Origin of the sequence: Alteribacter aurantiacus DSM 18675 (assembly GCF_000429705.1) — a bacterium.
Lineage (GTDB): Bacteria > Bacillota > Bacilli > Bacillales > Salisediminibacteriaceae > Alteribacter > Alteribacter aurantiacus.
This window is the reverse complement of record NZ_KE386942.1, coordinates 1-18,910: the sequence shown is the minus strand read 5'-3', so window position 1 is coordinate 18,910 and position 18,910 is coordinate 1. Positions and strand designations below refer to the sequence as shown.

Sequence of the window (18,910 nt, the reverse complement as noted above, 5' to 3'; positions counted from 1 at the left end):
CTGAGTGTCGATCACGGAAAAAAATCCCCTTATTACGGAAAAATGGCGTCCTTTACCAAAGAGTGAATGACCTTACTTAAACAAACAATAAACATAAACACTCACCACAGACCGGACAGGAAGTGAGAGATCTTGGATAGCATTAAACGGTACATGCAATTTGTAAAACCGTACTGGAAACAAATCATCATCACCGTTTTAATCGGTATGCTCAAGTTCGGAATTCCATTAATTATTCCGCTACTTATGAAAATCGTGATCGATGATATCGTTGGGGCGACGGACCTTACGATGAATGAACAATTATCACAACTGTATTGGCTAATGGGAATTGTACTCTTTATTTTTATTTTCCTAAGACCCCCTGTGGAATATTATCGCCAGTATTTTGCTCAATGGACAGGAAGCCGAATTCTATATGATATACGAAATCAGCTATTTACCCACTTGCAAAAATTAAGTCTGCGTTTTTATTCAAACAATAAATCGGGAGAAGTCATTTCCCGTGTGATTCACGACGTTGAACAAACGAAGAATTTTATTATAACGGGGATGATGAACATATGGCTTGATATGTTTACGATTATTGTAGCGATCATCATTATGCTTACAATGGATCCGTTACTCACTCTCGTAGCTGTACTTTTACTTCCTTTTTACGGGTTGTCGATCAAATATTTTTACACCCGGTTGCGAACCCTCACAAGGGATCGTTCACAGGCTCTTGCGGAAGTACAAGGACATTTGCACGAACGTCTTCAAGGGATGAACGTGATTCGAAGCTTTGCCTTGGAGCGTCATGAGGAGAAGCAGTTTGATACGAGAAACGAGAACTTTTTGGAAAAAGCCCTCAATCATACACGGTGGAATGCGAAGACGTTTGCAGTGATTAATACGCTCACGGATGTAGCGCCGATCCTCGTCATCGCCGCAGCGGGAACCCTTGTTATTCAAGGGTCTGTAACAGTCGGTACGATGGTTGCATTTGTGGCTTATATGGACCGTTTGTACAATCCTCTTCGTCGTCTTGTGAATTCGTCAACAACCCTTACTCAATCGATTGCGTCGATGGATCGGATGTTTGAGCTTGCTGATGAATCGTATGATATTGAAGACAAGAAAAATGCGGTTCCCATGAAAAATCCAAGTGGGGATGTGACATTTGATCATGTGTTTTTTGGATACGATAACGAAGAGTTTGTATTGAAAGACCTTCATTTTCACGTGAAGAGCGGAGAGACCATAGCCATTGTAGGGATGAGTGGTGGCGGAAAAAGTACGATCATGAGCTTGATCCCACGGTTTTATGACGTCTCGGACGGTCGCATTTTAATCGACGGAAAAGACGTGAGAGACTACAAAGTCCGCTCGCTCAGAGACCGGATCGGAATGGTGTTGCAAGATAACATCATTTTTAGTGAATCGGTTAAATTCAATATCTTGATGGGACGCCCGGATGCCACAGATGAAGAAGTGTACGCGGCCGCCAAAGCAGCAAATGCTCATGAATTCATTGAAGGTCTACCCGAGGGTTATGACACGAACATTGGGGAAAGAGGAGTGAAACTCTCAGGAGGTCAAAAGCAGCGTGTAGCGATCGCGAGAGTGTTCTTAAAGAGTCCTGAGATCCTCGTGTTTGACGAAGCGACATCGGCCCTTGACCTTGAAAGTGAACAGCTTATCCAACAGTCGTTGTTTGAGCTTGCGAAAAACAGAACGACCTTCATCGTTGCTCACAGGCTGTCCACCATCACCCATGCGGACCGTATTTTTCTCATTGAAAACGGTCGATTGATAGAAGAAGGAAGTCACGCCGAACTAATGGCCAAAGAAGGCTCTTACCACAAGCTGTTCCAAGTACAGCACTTGGACTAAATTCAAAAGCAGTCCTCCTGAAAAAAGGAGGACTGCTTTTTCTTAAATTAGACGTGAAAAAGCCGGTTGAGCAACCAACTCAACCGGTATTTTTTTTATTGAATGTCTAACGTGATCTCTGCCACTCGTCGCTTTCTTGGTATAATTTACCATAAACCAAAGAAAAAATACCGAACCGCAAAAGAGGGTTCGGTATCATCATTAGTCTCTACGTTCCAACACGTTCACTTCATTATCGTCTTTGTGAAACTTGAAGAAGCTATCAACAAGACGGTCCAAGTGTTCAAGTTCTTCACTGTATTCTACAACTAAGGCGACCACGGGGAAGAAGTGGATCCATTCGCTTCGTTCGATATTTTTATCTTCATGTAGATTAAAAAAGGCATCCGTGAGTTGTCGTTTTCCGATATCAACCTCTTCATAGAGGTCCTCCGTTGTGTGAGGCCTTACTTTACCCATGTATTTTAGCATAATACGTTCGTGATAATTGGTCAGGTAGTCCAGTTGGGCGCGCAATAAATCTTGAAGTTCGTCAGGCATCTGTTGCATGCTATTCTCGTGTTTACTTAGACTGCGCAAAATATCGAGACACTTTTTCGTCGAGTAGAGCATCTGCCTAAACAGAACGACTTTTCGCATGCGAGGATATTCATTTTTCTTAAAATACGTTCGCTCATCCTTGTATAAAAGAAAAATGTTGTCCATCTTAATCATCGTGTCTTTTAGCTTTTTCAAGTCTTGCTTAAGAGTGTTGTATTCCGCTTCATGACGAGTCATGAGACGAATCCACTGAATGATTTGTTCGTTCGCAGCGGTTATTTTATGGAACAAATGATTTTCGTGTTTTGGAGGTAAAAAAATCAAGTTCACAATAAAAGAAGATGCGACACCGATCATGATTAAAAGGAAGCGTGATGATGCGAATGAAATAAAGTCCTCTGATGGAGCTTCCATAATAATGATGGCGGTAACGACGGCTAAAGGAATGATCGATTCCTTGCCGAGCTTTAAATTGATGGCAATTATTAATACAACAACCACACCGACCACGAAAGGATCGTGTCCAAAAGACAAAACGAATACAACGGCGAGTACGGCGCTGATCACGTTTGCCTGGAGCTGATCAAGAATGGTCATGAAACTTCGATAAACCGATGGCTGAACGGCAAATACTGCAGCGAGTGCTGCGTATACGGGTGTATCAAACCCAAGCCATGTGGCGATATACAACGCCATAACGACTGCCAAGCCGGTTTTTAAAATACGGGCTCCTAGCCTCATAATGTAACATGTTCCTTTCTTTGTTTACTTCATAATAAAAGGGTATCGAACGTACTATACACCCGATTTTACAAACGATCAAGTCACTTTTTACCTGTAGTGTTCCACGTGAGCTTCAATGTAAACGCCAACACCCTTTAACTGTAATGGATCAATGGTATTTGTGTTTTATTTAATATGTAAGGAATGAAACTGATACGTCATGAGAAAGACATCAATAAGTGATGAGTGCTGACGCTTCTTGTTATTAAGTCCTAGGGGGAGTATGATACCCTGTAATATAATTTAGTTAATAGTTAATAAAGGATGATGAAAGTGTCCAGAACCAAATATGATGTCATCGTAGTTGGTGCCGGGTTGGCTGGGCTGTCGGCTGCGAATGTACTTCAAGAAAAAGGACTCAAATATAAAATCATTGAAGCGTCGGATCGGGCTGGTGGGAAAGTACAGTCTGTTGTTCGCCCGGATGGGTCCCGGTCATTTGAGCTAGGTGCGCAGTTTATTAATAGAGATATGGAGGAAATGGTAAACCTTGCACGAGAGGCAGGGTTTGAGTTGTCCGAAAAAAACAGCGGTGACGGAGCTGTTGAAATCAGTTTTCCCAGCTATGAACGGATATCAGATGCCGTTCATCAACATGAGGAGCAGCTTGAGGACATTCAAGAGAAACTAAATGGGAAAGATGAGAGACTATCCGATTTGTTTGAGCGAATGGTTCTCAATGAGACGGAGATGAAGGTCGTAAAGAGTATTTACGCAGAATTGATGAATATTGCCCCTCATAAGCTAAGTGCCAAGGCTGTACTTGATCTCACGTTCCGGTTTCCCTCGGATCAAGATGACTTAACCCATCAATTGAATGCCCCATTAGCCGGTCTGGTTACGTTTATGGAACGAGGTGTTGCTGAACATCTCATTTATAACGAACCGATTGAACGAATAAATTCTACGTCGAACGGATATGAATTGGTCTCTGCAAAGAAGACATACAAGGCGGATTCCGTGATCGTCGCTGTACCACCTGCAGTTTCAAGCAAATTAACCTTAAGTCCAACATTAGAAAAGCACTATCGCCAGGCGCTAGATAGTTATGTAGACGGCTCGATTATTAAAACCACATGGGTATACGATTCTCCGTTTTGGCATGACTATGAAGTTAAAGGTCAAGGGAAAGGCGTACACGACGTGGTGTTTACAGAACCTCAAGGAGTGACGGTCGTCGACTCTTCCAAAGAAGGAGGAGAGTACTGTCTTACCATGTTTATTGGTGCAAACACGGCGATTGACCTTGCGCAAAAGAAGAGAGAGGAGCGTCTTGAAACGGCGACTTCCTGGCTAGAGAATGTGTTTGGCAAAGGTGCGCGATCATATAAGGACGTTGAGCAGAGTGTTTGGGTAGAGGATCACTATTGCGGTGGTGGTTACGGAGCAGGTATCCGTTATGGGGCGATTCCAAATGCCGCTGAGGTTTTACGGACGCCAAAAGGTAGGATGGTTTTTGCAAGCAGCGAACTGGCGGAGGAGTTTCCATATTATATGGAAGGAGCCGTTCGGGCTGGTAAAGTAGCTGTGAATAACCTGTTTAAAAGCTGATAACAAAAAACGCCTCAAATGCATGAGATACATGCGTTTGAGGCGTTTCGTCTTCCTATAAAGATACCTTGTTATTCTTTAAGTTCCAAAGCTAGTCTTTTGAAAAGTTAGAACTTATCGTTACAATTGTGCAAATGCCTTTTCAACTGCAACAAGTGTTTGTTCCACATCTTCTTTCGTATGCTCGGTCGTAAGGAACCACGCTTCGTATTTTGAAGGAGCGAGGTTTACCCCCTGGTTGAGCATGAGTTTAAAGAAGCGGGCGAACATCTCGCCGTCACTGCTTTCTGCCTCATCATAATTGGCAACCCCGTCTACACCGAAGTAGATTGTAAGAGCCCCTTTTAAACGGTTTAGTGTAATTGATATATTGTGAGTGATGGCGTGCTTACGAATGCCCTCTTCAAGCATGGCACCAAGCTCGTCCATTTTTTCATATACGCCCGGCTCCTTTAACACTTCAAGACACGCAATCCCGGCACGGATTGATGCTGGGTTACCAGCCATCGTTCCTGCTTGGTAGGCAGGTCCTAATGGAGCGACTTTTTCCATAATGTCTATTCGTCCGCCGTAAGCACCAATGGGAAGACCTCCACCGATAATTTTACCCAATGCGGTCATGTCTGGCTCGACGCCACAATAGTTTTGAGCGCCTCCGTACATGAAGCGAAAGGCCGTGATGACTTCATCGTAGATCACAAGAGCGCCGGCTTTGTGCGTAAGTTCGTTCACTGCTTCTAAAAAGCCAGGTGCTGGTTCGACGATCCCGAAGTTCCCTACAATCGGTTCCACAAGAACAGCGGCTACTTCATCGCCCCAAGCGTCGAGTGCTTGTTTGTAGCTTTCGATGTGGTTAAATGGAACGGTAATCACTTCTTTGGCAATGGCTTTTGTAACCCCTGCGCTGTCCGGGTTTCCAAGAGTGGCAGGACCTGATCCGGCTGCGACGAGTACCAAATCCGAGTGGCCGTGGTAGCACCCAGCGAACTTGATGATTTTGTCACGACCAGTGTAGGCTCGGGCCACACGAATGGTTGTCATAACCGCTTCGGTTCCGGAGTTGACAAACCGTACTCTTTCCATACTAGGCATCGCTTCTTTTAACATAGCTGCGAATTGGTTTTCGTATCGTGTTGGCGTTCCGTAAAGGACACCATCTTCCGCCGCACTCTTGATCGCTTCTGTTACGTGAGGGTGGGCGTGCCCGGTAATGATCGGTCCATAGGCAGCCAAATAATCGATGTATTTGTTTCCGTCAACGTCCCAAAAGTAAGCTCCTTTGGCACGATCCATGAATACGGGTGAACCGCCGCCAACTGCCTTAAACGAACGGGATGGACTATTTACGCCCCCAAGAATGTGCTCTTGGGCCACGGTGTTATGTTGTTCTGATTGTGTAAATTTCATTGTAATCCTCCTTCAAACATGCATCCGTTTCATTGTAGCACAGTGAAATTACATCGTTTATTAAAATAGGAAAATCTATATCATTCCGCTTCAGGCGGACGCTTTCCGCGGGCATCACCTCAGTCTCCTCGGCAAAAGCGGCCTGCGGGGTCTTCGGCAGATGCTTCTTCCTCTTCAAGTAATGCTCCGAAGCGGTATGTGTCAAAGTAGACCGTAGCAGGCTCATTTAGTAATGCTTTTGCTATTCCCGCAGGAGTCGTCGCCTTTCGCTTCATTTACAGAGCTGTAGTTTTATTTGAATGAAGAGTATGCGAGCCAAATTGAGATTGTTAAAAAGAGGTTAGAGGCTGAAGTTACAACCAAATGCTACCTTTATTTAATTTAAGCAACTATCTTGCTGGACCACGATCCTTTCGTTAAAATAGTAAGGTTGCTACGAGAGGAGGAAGCCTCATGAACGTCATTGAAGTTCACGGGTTGAAAAAACAATTTAAATCTTATTCAAGTCGAAAAGGTCTAGGAGGCGCTTTTCGGGATTTACTTACGAGAAACTATACCATCTTAAATGCGGTGGACGATATAACGCTAAATGTAAAGCAAGGAGAAATGGTCGCTTACATTGGAGAAAACGGTGCCGGTAAATCGACCACAATTAAAATGCTTACGGGCATTTTAACCCCAACAGCAGGTGAGGTTCGCGTCAACGGAATGGACCCTCACAAGCAAAGGGAAGCTTTCGTGCGAACGATCGGCGTCGTGTTCGGTCAGCGCTCGCAACTTTGGTGGGACATCGCCGTTCAAGAATCATTTCGTTTGTTGAAAAAAGTCTATCGTCTATCAGACGAGCATTACGATACGCATATGAAAGAAGTAATCGACACCTTGGAGATCGAACCGCTTTTAGACAAGCCGGTTCGAAAGCTCAGTCTCGGTCAGCGTATGCGTTGTGAATTAGCGGCGGCACTCATTCATAATCCGCCCCTTCTGTTTTTGGACGAGCCGACGATTGGTCTCGACGTCCTTGTAAAAATGAAGATTCGCGAATTTTTAAAAGAAATCAATCGAAAGTACAAAACAACGATCCTGTTGACCACCCACGACTTAAGTGACATCGAAGCTCTTTGTGAACGGGTCGTATTGTTGGATGAAGGTAAGATCATTTACGACGGGGCACTAGACAAGCTTCAGCAAAACTGGGTTGAAGGAAAACAGGTTCATTTTGAATTCCAAAAGCCGGTTGAAAAGAACGCTTTGATCGAACTTACTGCCGACTTTCCTGTAAAGTGGCGAGCCGGTGACAAGATGCGAGGATGGCAAGCGACGGTGGATGGAGACGACGATACGGTCTCAAAGCTTATGGCCAAGGTCATGAGTCACTACTCGATTAGTGATGTGAAGCTGAACCAAGTGTCTACCGAAGAAATCATTCGAAACATTTACGAAGAAGGTATGCGACATGGTTAGCCGAATGAGCATGTATCTTGAAATGCTCCGGATCCGCTTTTTGATGATGCTTGCGTACCGTACGAATTACTATAGCGGTATTTTAATCTACAGCATTAACATTGGGGCGTACTACTTTTTGTGGCAAGCGATCTATGGTGGGCAGGAGTCAATTCAAGACTTGAGTATCGTGCAAATGACCACGTATGTGGCGATCGCTTGGATGGCACGGGCATTTTATTTCAATAATATTGACCGGGAAATAGCCCAAGAGATTCAAGAGGGAAAAGTCGCGGTGGAAATGATCCGTCCTTACAACTATTTAGGCATGAAGACGATGCAAGGTCTTGGAGAAGGGTTGTTCCGCCTCCTCTTTTTCTCCGTACCAGGGATGGTCATTGTCTGGCTTGTCTTTCCGATCAGCTTTTCAAATGATCTATCCATTTGGGGTCTGTTCTTTATATCACTCATGTTCAGCTTTATCGTGAACACACAAATCAACTTGATTACCGGAATCTTAACGTTCTTTTTACTATATAATACGGGACTTATCCGAGCGAAGCGGGTTGTGATTGATCTGTTTTCGGGATTATTGCTGCCCATTTCATTTTATCCAATGTGGGCACAAGACATCATGACGTTCTTGCCCTTCCAGGCGATTAGCTATATTCCGTCGATGATCTTTACTGAAGGATTCACCGGGGGAGAAGTCTATTCGGCACTGTTGCTTCAGCTCATGTGGTCCGTCATTTTGTTTGTTCCGATTACATTACTATGGATGTCGGCGAGGCGTCGACTCATCGTACAAGGAGGGTAAAGAGCCATGTTTTACGTATCTATCTTTTTTCAATACGCATCGCAATATATGAAAACGCGGCTCCAGTACCGTTCTGACCTTGTGGTTGAGTTGTTCTCCGACTTTCTCTTTCAGGCGGTCAACTTGATTTTTATTCTCGTTGTGTTCGGTCATACGACGCTTCTTAGTGGTTGGAGCCAGGAAGAAATCATCTTTATATACGGGTTCTTTCTTGTACCTTATGCGATTTTCAGTTCATTTTTTAACATTTGGGACTTTAATGACCGCTACATCGTCAAAGGGGAGATGGATCGGGTACTCACGAGACCGATACATAGCCTGTTTCAAATCATTATTGAACGGATGGAACTCGAGTCCATGTTTGGGGTGATTACGGGAATTGCCATCATGTTTTATGCCGGGTCTCAGCTTGGACTTACGATCAGCTGGTACGATCCGTTTATGTTTCTTCTCATGGTAGCTGGCGGATCGCTTATCTATGCAGGGATTTTCATCATTTTGGCGAGCATCAGCTTTTGGTCGGATTCCAGAACAGACATTATGCCGATGATGTACAACATCGGAAACTACGGCCGATATCCGGTTGATATCTACAATCAAGTGATTCGTTATGTATTGACGTGGATTTTGCCGTTCGCTTTTGTTGGTGTCTATCCGGCAGCGTTTTTCCTCGGTCGTGACGAATGGTATATGTATGCGTTCTTGACGCCGGTGATGGGGCTGATTTTTATCTCTATTAGCGTGTTTGCTTGGAATGAAGGCGTGAAACGGTATCGGGGAGCGGGAAATTAAATCAATTAACGTTATTCTCGTGTAAACATCCGTCTGAAGCAAAACTTTTGTTTAGTAAAATTTAAAAGACGAACGTTCAACCAAAATGGTTCCTTGTCCTACTTCACTCTCTTGACTCATATATAAGTAAGAGAGGTGAAGGTGGATGGGAACCTTTTTGCTTTGGTGTGTGACAATTACGTCGATCTTAGGTATCGCTATGAGTCTTTTATTGCTCATTCGCAATCAACCGCCTCAAGGGAGGCGCGTGTCATTACGGAATTTTTTGGTGCTCCTTCTCGTTTATGCAACGGTAATCACTGGCTTTGGCTGTTTGTATTTAAGTCTCCACTTTAAAGGATACCCGGTGTTGTTGGAGGGATCGGGGAGGATGTCCGGTTCACTCGTTCATTTGATTGAAGATGTGATGTATTTTAGCGCCGTGACGATTCTGACTGTCGGCTACGGGGACATTATACCTCAGGGAATCGGTCGCTGGATCGCCATGATTGAAGCGTTGATAGGTTATTTACTTCCGGCAGCTTTTGTTGTGACCACTGTTATTTACAACGAAAACAAGCCAAATCGTTTGTAGCTTGGGCAATTCTTGGTTATGCTTAAAGGGACAAGATTACACACGAGAAGGAGTGTTTTCACATGACAGTAGAAGTTGGTCAAAAAGCACCTGAATTTACACTTAAGGCAAACAACGGAGAAGACGTGAGTTTATCAAATTATAAAGGTAAAAACGTCGTTCTTTATTTTTACCCAAAAGACATGACACCAGGCTGTACCACGCAAGCATGTGACTTCCGTGATAACAAAGAAAACTTTGAAGAATTAGACGCAGTGATTCTAGGCGTAAGCCCGGATCCGATTGAGCGTCACGAAAAGTTCATCGATAAGCACGGTTTACCGTTCTTGCTTTTAGCTGACGAAGACCACAAAGTCGCTGAAGATTATGGTGTTTGGAAGCTGAAGAAGAACTTCGGTAAGGAGTATATGGGTATCGAGCGCTCCACGTTCATTATCGATAAAGAAGGAAACATCGACAAAGAGTGGCGCAAAGTCCGCGTGAAAGGTCACGTGGAAGAGGCCCTGGAATATTTAAAAGAAAAGCAGTAAGAAAAAAGCGCCGATGACAATCTAACTTGTCATCGGCGCTTTATTGTTCCGTCCCGTTATCATCTTCTATCATCTGATTGAAGTGTTCATCATATTCAAAACCTAGGTCATCCTCCAAGTAAGCAATCACCTCATCCATTTCCCCTGTCTCGAACACAAGACCGTCTTCATCGATGACATAGTGCATTGGGAATTGGTCAATAAAGTGATCATACAGGCCTACTTCATCGTTATAATGCTGGCTATGAGCAATGAATTGACCCTCGGTTTGATAAGGCGTAAGAGGGCTTGTGTCAAACATTTTCTTGTACGAATAGACCTCGTCCCAAAAGGACAGAACCATCAGCACTTTGTGAGAATCGTCTACTTGGTAATCAGAAGGGCTGTGCCTCTTTATAATGTCGTCGAGCTCGCGTTTTTTGAAAACAATCTCATCTGCATGGTAAATGGGGAGAAATGACGAGTCTTGAAAGACGGATTTTTCTCGACCGATCGAGACTTCTTTTTCAAAACCCTCTCTTACGTTGACCGCAATCCGATCGGTGTAGGAGGTGAAAAAATGGAGTGGCGAATATGGCATTTGACTAATATCGGCAGCGAGCTCTTCCCCAGTTTCTTCATAAATCAGCTTCGTCTCCCGGTCGACTACTACCCGGTAAGCCTCCACTTCATAGGATTTTACATCCGACGTAGTATCAGGATAGACAAATCCAGTTCCATTCACATTGTCTTCTACAAACAATACCATCACTCCGGAACCTTCACTGCTTACTAATGCTCCCTCAATATCTACCGCGGTTTCCTCTTCACTGGAAGCACACGCCGAAAGGACAATAAGCAATGTAAGTATTTTTATAACTTTCATTTTCGTTCCACTCCCACACCATGTCTTTCCTTAATCGTAACATGAATATTGTTAATTTTGGAAAAATACATACAATTTACAATTCTTTTTGGTACACTTAATCTAAGACGTTTGTTCGAATGGAGGAAGATTCTATGAAACAAGCGATGCCATTTATTATTATTGCGGCCCTTGTAGGCGGGGCACTGTTGTTTTTTCAGGACCCGGCAGAAGAGGTTGTGTTCGATCCTTATCACTCTCAACACATCTCTCTTCATGATACGACCGATTGGGAAGTGGAGCTTTTTGCAGACCATGGAGAGGGGAATGTACCGGACGTGGGAGTAAAGCTTACCTACATGGGTGACCCTTCTGATATACGCGCATACGAATTTTTTTACAGTAGTATGAACGGTCTGGGAGGATATTACGACCAGCAGTTGGATGTGGATCAGTTCGACGGAGAAATCATTTATCGAACGGAATGCAACTTTTGTCAAAGGGATGGTGAAGATCCTGATACCGATATGGATTCCGAAATATACAGGCATCACCAAGAAGGGGACTTTGTGATCTATTGGGAAACTGAAGAAGAAATCCACGTAGCGAGAGAGTACTTTTCTTATTCGGACTACATGCTTGATGCGATTATGGAAGACATGGAAGAAGAGGCTGCCGACTAGACGGGCAGCCTCTTTTTATTTTATTCTAATTCAGAGCTCTGAATAAATGAGACCGTCTCGTCCTCGCTTTTCCCTTCAAAAACCACCCCATCTCTGTTAAACACAAGGAAGGTCGGAAATGAGTCGATGGCTTGGTCAAACAAGAGTTGGTTTTCTTTTGTGCTCGCTCTCGTATAAAAAACAGAGCGGTTAAAATTGCCTAGCTCCCAAAATGCTTCTCCTGCCATGTAGTGGCTTTCAATAGTAAAGGGGTCATCGGAAAATTCAATCACAGTAAGGAAATCCATATCTCCATCGTAAATTACTTGTGATATCAGCTCTTCTTTGGTTGGTTGAGTAACAATAATCTCTTCGGCTGTGTAGACGGGAATCAAGTTCCAACTATAAGCGGAAGGAGTCATCTGCTTTCCTTTTCCTGTCGACTCGAAGGGTTCTTTCACTGTTACATCAACGTCGAACTTGAAATTGGAAAACTGAAAGCTGATGCGCCCCAACACATCTTCCTCTTCTGCGAAAGGAACCAACTCCTCTCCTCGCCTAGCCATCATTCTTGTTTGATCAGTAACATAAATCAAGTATGCCTCCACGTGATAATCGTCCTCATCAAGCTCGTACTCTCCATATGTGCCGATAGTAAGTGGATCGTATGTGTCGCCGTTTTTAGAATCTTCTTTAAATAGAATAAACATAAACGGATTGTCCGTTTGACCGATCGTAGTTCCACTGATCGTATCCGATTCGGTAGAACAACCGATTAGAAAACAAGCAAGAATCAAGAATATGTATGTGGACTTCATGAAAATCTCCTTTAGTCGGGCTTAAAAAAGTGTTCTTCTTCCATTTATCGTATCACGAAATGACTTTTGGAAAAATAAGAAAAATCCATCAAAAAGAAGTAAACTTTTGATACGATAGGTACGAGTGGAAGAAAAGGAGAATCAATCGATGAAACAATACATCCCTTTACTCGTGATCGCTGCGATCATCGGTGGAGCATTACTTGTTTTTCAAGAACCTAAAGAAGAACCTGAACCTGACTGGTCGTCGACAACTGATTACTTTGATATCCCATGGGCTTTTACGATGTTTGCGAATTACGAAGAAGAGGAACTGGAACTAGGTTTCACAGCGGAATATACAGAAGACAATGCTAACGAAATTGAAGCATTTGAAACGTTTGTTACAGTGTATGGGCCGTTGGGCAGTTTTTATTATCAAGACTTGGACATGGATGATTTTGACGGTGTGATTACCTACAAAGAAGTGTGCGACTTTTGTGTAGAAGAAGATTACGCTATGATGAGTGATCTTGTTCACGCTTCGGTTAAACTAGCCTGGAAGATCAATGGTGAAATTGGTGATCACAACTTTCATTTTCAGCTTCCCAATGAACTATTTGACAGCCAACAAGAAGGAGAGATCGAACATGAATGACCCGAGAATTGGACAGTTAGCTGACGTATTATTGGACCATTCCATTCGTATAAAGGAAGGAGAGCGAGTACTAATCACAGGGCACCATACAACCAAACCCCTTATGGCTGAACTGATTGACCGTTCATACGACAGACAAGCCTACCCATATATCGAGCTCATAGACGACGAACTAGGCAGACACTTAAATATGGGTTGCGAAAAAGAACAGTTGGAAACACAAGCGAAATGGGCACTCCAAAGGTATAAAGATATTGATGCAGTGATTGCAATCATCGCAGAAGAAAACGATGCGGAAATGGCTGAAGTTCCGAGTGAGAAATTCCGTCTTCGAGGTGAAGTGTTCAAACCTGTACAAGAGTTTTACATAAACAACCGTCGTTGGGTTTTATTGAATTACCCGACACCAGGCCTTGCCCAAAAAGCGGGCATGAGTACAAAAGCGTTCACCGATTTCTTACTCGACGTGTGTACCGCTGATTATAAGAAGATGGAAAAAGCGTTCGCTCCGTTAAAGTCCCTAATGGAAAAAACGGACCGTGTTCGTATTACCGGACCGGACACAGACTTATCTTTTTCGATTAAAGATATCCCCGTCGTTCCGTGCGCGGGTGAAGCGAACATTCCCGACGGTGAGATATACACGGCCCCGGTTAAAGACAGTGTAAATGGCACGATTACGTTCAACACGCCGTGTCCGTATCGCGGGGTAACGTACAATAACGTAAGCCTCACGTTCAAAGATGGCCAGATCGTTTCGGTTGAGGCTGATCAAAAAGAAAAGCTTGAAGATATCTTGAACACGGACGAAGGAGCTCGTTATGCAGGCGAATTTGCTATTGGGGTAAACCCATACATTCTCGATCCCATGGGCGATATTTTATTTGATGAAAAAATCGGAGGCAGTCTCCATTTCACACCAGGAGAAGCGTATGAAGATGCGGATAACGGCAACCGCTCGTCCGTTCATTGGGATATGGTCCTCATCCAACGACCGGAATATGGTGGAGGAGAGATCTACTTCGATGATGTGCTCGTACGTAAAGACGGGGAATTTGTTCTTGAAGAACTAAAAGGGCTAAACCCGGATAAATTAAAATAAGCCCTTAAGGGCACTTGACCAGACCACATTTAAATTACCGCATAGTATTTAAGTATAGGTGATCCCAATCCCTCTTCAATAATATAAATTGCAAGCGAGACTCTAGAGTCTCGCTCTTTTTTTAGTCGATTAGGTAGGCAAGGGCGTTCTTCCCTCTGCCTACCTAATCGACGATGCATTGAGCGGAGCCGCTGCTGTGTCTTGAAGGGTGTTTGGGGCACTTGCAAACACCCGCGCAGCGAGCAGAGCCAATGCCCCCAATAAAGGGGTGATCTTTCCCTTCTTATTCGACGTTGAATTGAGCGTAGCCCCTGCCATCATTCTGATGGGCCCAACGTTTCAAGGAAAGGGAAGGACAATCCGGATACACCCGAACTGACTTCTCACACACTACGACCAAATGGTATCTAATATGAAAGAATAGTTTTTAAAGAGAGAGTATAAGAGTTCAATTGAGGCAGTATTTCAATGTGTGATAACATTTATAGAAACGAAAGAAGGAGCCAAGCCTTATGAAAATTGTGACCACAGCGAAAATAAGAAGAGACCTTCGGGAAGACCTTGTAGCTTCATTCCCGAACGTAACGTTTTCCTTTAACACATCTATAGAAGAAGCGGAACAAGAGCTCTCCACAGCGGATGCGATCATCACTTATGGAGAAGATCTAACCGATAAACATATCAAACAAGCCAAGCAGTTAAAATGGATCATGGTCATTTCAGCAGGTATGGAAAAGATGCCGTTTAACGCCATTGAGGAAAAAGACATCCTTGTAACAAATGCGAGAGGGATTCATGCCACTCCAATGGCCGAGTATACCTTAGCCATGATGCTTCAAGTATCAAGACAAACAAAAGGAATCATCAAACAGGAACAAGACGAAGTGTGGTCTCGTAAACTAACGATGACTGAACTAAATGGAAAAACAGTAGGGATCTTAGGGGCCGGCGCAATTGGAAGTGAGGTTGCTAGGCTCTCGAAAGCCTTCGGGATGACCACAATCGGTTTAAACCGCAGTGGCGAGAGTCGATCTTATTTTGATACAATTGTCACATACGATGAATGCAATAAGCTTTTATCACAATCAGATTATGTTGTTTCTGTTCTTCCTCATACAAAAGAAACAGACGGCCTCTTAACAGGGGAATCGTTTAAAACGATGAAAAAAGACGCAGTCTTTATCAATATCGGCAGAGGAACAGTCACGAGAGAAGAGATATTAATCGACGCTCTTAACAATAACGAGATTGCTCACGCCGTTCTAGATGTGTTTGAGACAGAACCGCTTCCGAAAGGTCATCCGTTTTGGAAACGAGAAGACGTAACGGTAACACCTCATCTTTCCGGCATATCACCAGAGTATCAGCCGAGGGCAATCGGCATTTTTAAGACTAATTTAAAGGTATATCTTAATAAAGGAACGAATTATCAAAATAAAGTTGACCCCGCTCGCGGGTATTAAAGTACTATGAAGATAGGGGAGAACGAAGATGAAGCTAGTGGTATGTATTGTCCATAACCGCTATAGTGATGCAATGGAAAAAGGACTTAAAGATAAAGGCTACCGCATGACTGAACTGGCAAGTAGCGGAGGATTTTTGAAAAAGGGAAATACCACGTTTCTTCTCGGCGTAGATGATGGTGATGTAGAGGCGCTTCGTGAAAGTATGAAAACCATTTGTACGGATCACGAAAAGAAAAAAGGAAAGGCGAAGGATGTAGATAGCCGGTTTACGTCATTTGTCGTAGAAGCCAAAGATAGTCTGCCGCTCCTCGCTGCCTTTCAAAATAAACCAAAGTAACCCTATTCATTGACAAACTTTGTTAGCATTCGTTATACTAATTGTAAATATTATAAAGTAAGAATGCTTTTTGGAAGAGGTGTTGAAGATGGAAAACCAACGACTGCAAGAAGCCTTGCAATCTTTAAAAAGTACGAAAGTACGTATGACACCTCAACGCCATGCTATTCTTGAATTTCTTTTCGATGCCAAATCCCATCCCACTGCGGATGATATCTACAAAGCGCTAGAAGGGAAATTCCCTAACATGAGCGTGGCCACGGTCTACAATAACCTTCGTGTTTTTAAAGATGCAGGTCTGGTGCGTGAATTGACTTATGGTGACTCTTCCAGCAGATTCGATAGCAACACAACAGATCACTATCACGTTATCTGCGAAGATTGCGGTAAGATCGTCGATTTTCACTATCCAGGACTAAACGAAGTGGAAACACTAGCAGAGCACGTAACGCATTTCAAAGTGAAGCATCACCGCATGGAGATTTACGGTACATGTCCGGATTGTCAAAAGCACAAACATTAGGAAGCTGCAGGACTTAGGTCCCAGCTTCTTTTCTTTATATATTTTTTGGTTGCTTTATAGAAGATTGAGCGAAGGTGGTATGCTCGTATTTACTGTGGAGATATTGTTAAAAGGATGAGAAGCGAATAGCTTAGCGTACAGCAGTGATAATCATTAGTATGAAGGAATCATGCACAAAAAAACACTGGGCGACTCTTTTTGAGTCACCCAGTGTTGTGGGTTGTTACTTCTTTTTATGGTTGTATGCTTCGTCAAACTCTTTACCTTCAAGACTCTTATCCATTGTTAAGGGCTCGTCGCAGTACATACATGCATCAACTCGGCCCAGTACTTTTGTGGTACGCTCACAATTCGGGCACATGACTTGTACCGTCTTTGTAGAGAGCATCCCAATCCAAAAGTATGTAACCGTACTTCCGATAATTGCGAGAAAACCGAGAAGCATAAACAATGTCATAAGTAATGGACTTGATTGAAAGAATAGACCTAGATACATAATAATGATCCCAGCAAACACGAGGATCAGTGCAAACGAACGTATCTTATTTATCTTACTCGAATATTTAGCTGCCATAGAGTTCGATCCCTCCTAAAGATTGAGTATAGCACACCTTATTTCTATAGGACTATAAGAAAGAGAAGTTCATTGATTTGTCAGAATTTATTGGATACGAAAACAGAGAAGGGATTTTACTATCATCGTCGAACTTACTTAAAGCAACAGGTTCATATTTAGAGGCAGGAGGCATTACAATGGATGATTTTTTACGGCAGTTATATCAGGATCGGACAAGCGACTTACATACATTAGGTGTCATGATGGTGGAAAGTAAGGATCACAATGATGCGATAACGGACTATTTTGATGTGGTCTTACTCGTCATCGTATCAGAGAACAAACCGATGTGGGAAACAAAGCATTACACCTACAACGGAGACAAAGTGGCGATGCACCTCGTTCATACGGAGCAGCTAAACAGCTGGCTGATTAACAGTAGCAACCGCAGAGTCTTTGATTGGGTGATGAATGGAAAGGTACTATTTGACCGTAACGAGTTCGTTAAAGACTTTCGTGAGCAAATGTTCGACTTTCCATTAGAAGAAAGAAAACTGCGTATCGGAGTGGAGTTTGCAAAACTTATTCGCCGCTTCACTGATGGGAAAGCTCTTTTTAACACAGGCCATGAACTGGATGCATACAATCAGATTCTACATGCCCTTCATCACTTGGCGAGACTATCCGTCATTGAACATGGTTTCTATCCGGAAGTGACGGTTTGGCAACAGGTCAAACAAATCGAGCCCGAGATTCACAAGCTATATTCAGAACTTGTAACTGGGGAGGAGCCGATTGGAAAGAAACTCGAACTCCTTCTTATTGCAAACGAATTTGAACTTACATCAAAAACCCGTCTCGGAAGTTCTCACCTTCTAGACCTTATGGCGAGTAAAAGTGAGCCTTGGTCGATAGAGGAGTTAAAAACGAGTTTGGAAGTCAGTGAATACTCGTTAGATTTAACGATCCTTTTAGAGTTTCTAGTAAGGAAAGGATACATTGACGTTGTGAGAGTTCAAACAAAAGGAAACGGGATTTATCACCGTTATTATGAGGTAGGAAAAACTTTTTCTTAAAAAAAGAAAAATATTATTGACGTATAATAGTTTATCGTGGTACATTTTATATCGTCGCAAATGAGCGATGCGATTTTGAAGTGTGCCACGGAAACTTCCGAAAAAAACAATTTAAAAAAGTTGTTGACACGGAAAACGCACGATGGTATATTATAAAAGTCGCCGCAAAACGAAGCGACAAAATAAAACGAATTCCTACGAAAGATTTTGATTGTTCAGGAATTTCGATTTGACCTTTGAAAACTAAACAAAAAGCCAAGCGAAACGTGGGATAATGACACATTATCCCGTCAATAAAGCAAGACATGATGTCAGAGACATCAAACTTTCTATGGAGAGTTTGATCCTGGCTCAGGACGAACGCTGGCGGCGTGCCTAATACATGCAAGTCGAGCGGACTGATGGGGAGCTTGCTCCCCTGACGTCAGCGGCGGACGGGTGAGTAACACGTGGGCAACCTGCCTCACAGATTGGGATAACTCCGGGAAACCGGGGCTAATACCGAATAATCAAAGGAACCGCATGGTTCCCTTGTAAAAGTTGGGTTTTACCTAACACTGTGAGATGGGCCCGCGGC

General features: G+C 43.3%; 20 protein-coding genes and 1 rRNA gene. 15 read left to right on the top strand and 6 right to left on the bottom strand.

The window, feature by feature from the left end:
- Positions 1 to 132 precede the first annotated feature (132 nt).
- The gene (locus tag G476_RS0115215) at positions 133 to 1,875 is read left to right on the top strand and encodes an ABC transporter ATP-binding protein (RefSeq protein WP_026690852.1); all 1,743 of its coding nucleotides are present in this window, start codon (positions 133 to 135) and stop codon (positions 1,873 to 1,875) included.
- 201 nt (positions 1,876 to 2,076) lie between these two features.
- On the opposite strand, the gene G476_RS0115210 is transcribed toward G476_RS0115215, so the two are convergent.
- Entirely contained in the window at positions 2,077 to 3,156 is a 1,080-nt protein-coding gene (locus tag G476_RS0115210; RefSeq protein ID WP_026690851.1) for an FUSC family protein, read from the bottom strand.
- Positions 3,157 to 3,471: 315 nt separating this feature from the next.
- Here G476_RS0115210 and G476_RS0115205 point away from each other — a divergent pair, with 315 nt between their 5' ends.
- Entirely contained in the window at positions 3,472 to 4,749 is a 1,278-nt protein-coding gene (locus G476_RS0115205; protein ID WP_026690850.1) for a flavin monoamine oxidase family protein, read from the top strand.
- A gap of 120 nt (positions 4,750 to 4,869) precedes the next feature.
- Here G476_RS0115205 and G476_RS0115200 read toward each other — a convergent pair whose 3' ends face one another.
- Together G476_RS0115200 and G476_RS23635 are read right to left on the bottom strand one after the other, a co-directional pair.
- Positions 4,870 to 6,156 carry a glutamate-1-semialdehyde 2,1-aminomutase gene (locus G476_RS0115200; protein ID WP_026690849.1) on the bottom strand — a complete coding sequence of 429 codons (1,287 nt, stop codon included), beginning with the start codon at positions 6,154 to 6,156 and terminating at the stop codon, positions 4,870 to 4,872.
- Positions 6,157 to 6,275: 119 nt separating this feature from the next.
- Entirely contained in the window at positions 6,276 to 6,431 is a 156-nt protein-coding gene (locus G476_RS23635) for a hypothetical protein (RefSeq protein WP_156906602.1), read from the bottom strand.
- Positions 6,432 to 6,609: 178 nt separating this feature from the next.
- On the opposite strand from G476_RS23635, the gene G476_RS0115190 reads away from it, so the two are divergent.
- The 5 genes from G476_RS0115190 (at position 6,610) to bcp (ending at position 10,312) form a co-directional block, all read left to right on the top strand.
- Positions 6,610 to 7,620, top strand: coding sequence for an ABC transporter ATP-binding protein (locus tag G476_RS0115190; RefSeq protein ID WP_026690848.1), 1,011 nt, complete (start codon positions 6,610 to 6,612; stop codon positions 7,618 to 7,620).
- 4 nt (positions 7,621 to 7,624) lie between these two features.
- Positions 7,625 to 8,416, top strand: coding sequence for an ABC transporter permease (locus G476_RS0115185; protein WP_026690847.1), 792 nt, complete (start codon positions 7,625 to 7,627; stop codon positions 8,414 to 8,416).
- A gap of 6 nt (positions 8,417 to 8,422) precedes the next feature.
- Positions 8,423 to 9,208: an ABC transporter permease gene (locus G476_RS0115180; RefSeq protein ID WP_026690846.1), complete on the top strand. Its 786-nt coding sequence runs from the start codon at positions 8,423 to 8,425 to the stop codon at positions 9,206 to 9,208.
- 145 nt (positions 9,209 to 9,353) lie between these two features.
- Positions 9,354 to 9,782 (top strand): potassium channel family protein, encoded by a 429-nt coding sequence (locus tag G476_RS0115175; RefSeq protein ID WP_026690845.1) that lies wholly within the window; start codon positions 9,354 to 9,356, stop codon positions 9,780 to 9,782.
- 62 nt (positions 9,783 to 9,844) lie between these two features.
- A complete protein-coding gene (gene bcp, locus G476_RS0115170; RefSeq protein WP_026690844.1) occupies positions 9,845 to 10,312 on the top strand; it encodes a thioredoxin-dependent thiol peroxidase in 468 nt (155 codons plus the stop codon).
- 40 nt (positions 10,313 to 10,352) lie between these two features.
- Here the strand turns inward: bcp and G476_RS0115165 are convergent, their stop codons facing one another.
- A complete protein-coding gene (locus G476_RS0115165; RefSeq protein ID WP_026690843.1) occupies positions 10,353 to 11,177 on the bottom strand; it encodes a hypothetical protein in 825 nt (274 codons plus the stop codon).
- Between the two features lie 134 nt (positions 11,178 to 11,311).
- Here G476_RS0115165 and G476_RS0115160 point away from each other — a divergent pair, with 134 nt between their 5' ends.
- Positions 11,312 to 11,839, top strand: coding sequence for a hypothetical protein (locus G476_RS0115160; RefSeq protein WP_026690842.1), 528 nt, complete (start codon positions 11,312 to 11,314; stop codon positions 11,837 to 11,839).
- A gap of 20 nt (positions 11,840 to 11,859) precedes the next feature.
- Here G476_RS0115160 and G476_RS0115155 read toward each other — a convergent pair whose 3' ends face one another.
- Entirely contained in the window at positions 11,860 to 12,636 is a 777-nt protein-coding gene (locus tag G476_RS0115155) for a hypothetical protein (RefSeq protein ID WP_026690841.1), read from the bottom strand.
- A gap of 148 nt (positions 12,637 to 12,784) precedes the next feature.
- On the opposite strand from G476_RS0115155, the gene G476_RS0115150 reads away from it, so the two are divergent.
- The 5 genes from G476_RS0115150 (at position 12,785) to perR (ending at position 16,701) form a co-directional block, all read left to right on the top strand.
- Positions 12,785 to 13,273 (top strand): hypothetical protein, encoded by a 489-nt coding sequence (locus G476_RS0115150; protein WP_026690840.1) that lies wholly within the window; start codon positions 12,785 to 12,787, stop codon positions 13,271 to 13,273.
- A complete protein-coding gene (locus G476_RS0115145; protein WP_026690839.1) occupies positions 13,266 to 14,375 on the top strand; it encodes an aminopeptidase in 1,110 nt (369 codons plus the stop codon). The genes G476_RS0115150 and G476_RS0115145 overlap by 8 nt, the downstream gene beginning before the upstream one ends.
- 512 nt (positions 14,376 to 14,887) lie before the next feature.
- Positions 14,888 to 15,838 (top strand): D-2-hydroxyacid dehydrogenase, encoded by a 951-nt coding sequence (locus tag G476_RS0115140; protein ID WP_026690838.1) that lies wholly within the window; start codon positions 14,888 to 14,890, stop codon positions 15,836 to 15,838.
- A gap of 28 nt (positions 15,839 to 15,866) precedes the next feature.
- Complete coding sequence (locus tag G476_RS0115135; RefSeq protein WP_026690837.1) at positions 15,867 to 16,178, top strand: cyclic-di-AMP receptor; 312 nt, start codon at positions 15,867 to 15,869, stop codon at positions 16,176 to 16,178.
- An 88-nt stretch (positions 16,179 to 16,266) separates the two neighbouring features.
- On the top strand, positions 16,267 to 16,701 hold the full coding sequence (gene perR / locus G476_RS0115130) for a peroxide-responsive transcriptional repressor PerR (protein ID WP_026690836.1): 435 nt from the start codon (positions 16,267 to 16,269) through the stop codon (positions 16,699 to 16,701).
- 223 nt (positions 16,702 to 16,924) lie between these two features.
- Here the strand turns inward: perR and G476_RS0115125 are convergent, their stop codons facing one another.
- A complete protein-coding gene (locus G476_RS0115125) occupies positions 16,925 to 17,275 on the bottom strand; it encodes a YgzB family protein (protein ID WP_026690835.1) in 351 nt (116 codons plus the stop codon).
- A 77-nt stretch (positions 17,276 to 17,352) separates the two neighbouring features.
- On the opposite strand from G476_RS0115125, the gene G476_RS0115120 reads away from it, so the two are divergent.
- Positions 17,353 to 18,333 carry a nucleotidyltransferase-like protein gene (locus G476_RS0115120; protein WP_342664065.1) on the top strand — a complete coding sequence of 327 codons (981 nt, stop codon included), beginning with the start codon at positions 17,353 to 17,355 and terminating at the stop codon, positions 18,331 to 18,333.
- Positions 18,334 to 18,661: 328 nt separating this feature from the next.
- A 16S ribosomal RNA gene (locus tag G476_RS0115115) occupies positions 18,662 to 18,910 on the top strand; the annotation flags it as partial.

Bases quoted from the DNA above. Each gene is read 5' to 3' on its own strand.
- bcp (WP_026690844.1), top strand. From the start codon at position 9,845: ATGACAGTAGAAGTTGGTCAAAAAGCACCTGAATTTACACTTAAGGCA.
- G476_RS0115140 (WP_026690838.1), top strand. From the start codon at position 14,888: ATGAAAATTGTGACCACAGCGAAAATAAGAAGAGACCTTCGGGAAGAC.
- G476_RS0115150 (WP_026690840.1), top strand. From the start codon at position 12,785: ATGAAACAATACATCCCTTTACTCGTGATCGCTGCGATCATCGGTGGA.
- G476_RS0115155 (WP_026690841.1), bottom strand. From the start codon at position 12,636: ATGAAGTCCACATACATATTCTTGATTCTTGCTTGTTTTCTAATCGGT.
- G476_RS0115125 (WP_026690835.1), bottom strand. From the start codon at position 17,275: ATGGCAGCTAAATATTCGAGTAAGATAAATAAGATACGTTCGTTTGCA.
- G476_RS23635 (WP_156906602.1), bottom strand. From the start codon at position 6,431: ATGAAGCGAAAGGCGACGACTCCTGCGGGAATAGCAAAAGCATTACTA.
- G476_RS0115135 (WP_026690837.1), top strand. From the start codon at position 15,867: ATGAAGCTAGTGGTATGTATTGTCCATAACCGCTATAGTGATGCAATG.
- G476_RS0115165 (WP_026690843.1), bottom strand. From the start codon at position 11,177: ATGAAAGTTATAAAAATACTTACATTGCTTATTGTCCTTTCGGCGTGT.
- G476_RS0115145 (WP_026690839.1), top strand. From the start codon at position 13,266: ATGAATGACCCGAGAATTGGACAGTTAGCTGACGTATTATTGGACCAT.
- G476_RS0115160 (WP_026690842.1), top strand. From the start codon at position 11,312: ATGAAACAAGCGATGCCATTTATTATTATTGCGGCCCTTGTAGGCGGG.
- G476_RS0115180 (WP_026690846.1), top strand. From the start codon at position 8,423: ATGTTTTACGTATCTATCTTTTTTCAATACGCATCGCAATATATGAAA.
- G476_RS0115210 (WP_026690851.1), bottom strand. From the start codon at position 3,156: ATGAGGCTAGGAGCCCGTATTTTAAAAACCGGCTTGGCAGTCGTTATG.
- perR (WP_026690836.1), top strand. From the start codon at position 16,267: ATGGAAAACCAACGACTGCAAGAAGCCTTGCAATCTTTAAAAAGTACG.
- G476_RS0115185 (WP_026690847.1), top strand. From the start codon at position 7,625: ATGAGCATGTATCTTGAAATGCTCCGGATCCGCTTTTTGATGATGCTT.
- G476_RS0115200 (WP_026690849.1), bottom strand. From the start codon at position 6,156: ATGAAATTTACACAATCAGAACAACATAACACCGTGGCCCAAGAGCAC.
- G476_RS0115175 (WP_026690845.1), top strand. From the start codon at position 9,354: ATGGGAACCTTTTTGCTTTGGTGTGTGACAATTACGTCGATCTTAGGT.
- G476_RS0115190 (WP_026690848.1), top strand. From the start codon at position 6,610: ATGAACGTCATTGAAGTTCACGGGTTGAAAAAACAATTTAAATCTTAT.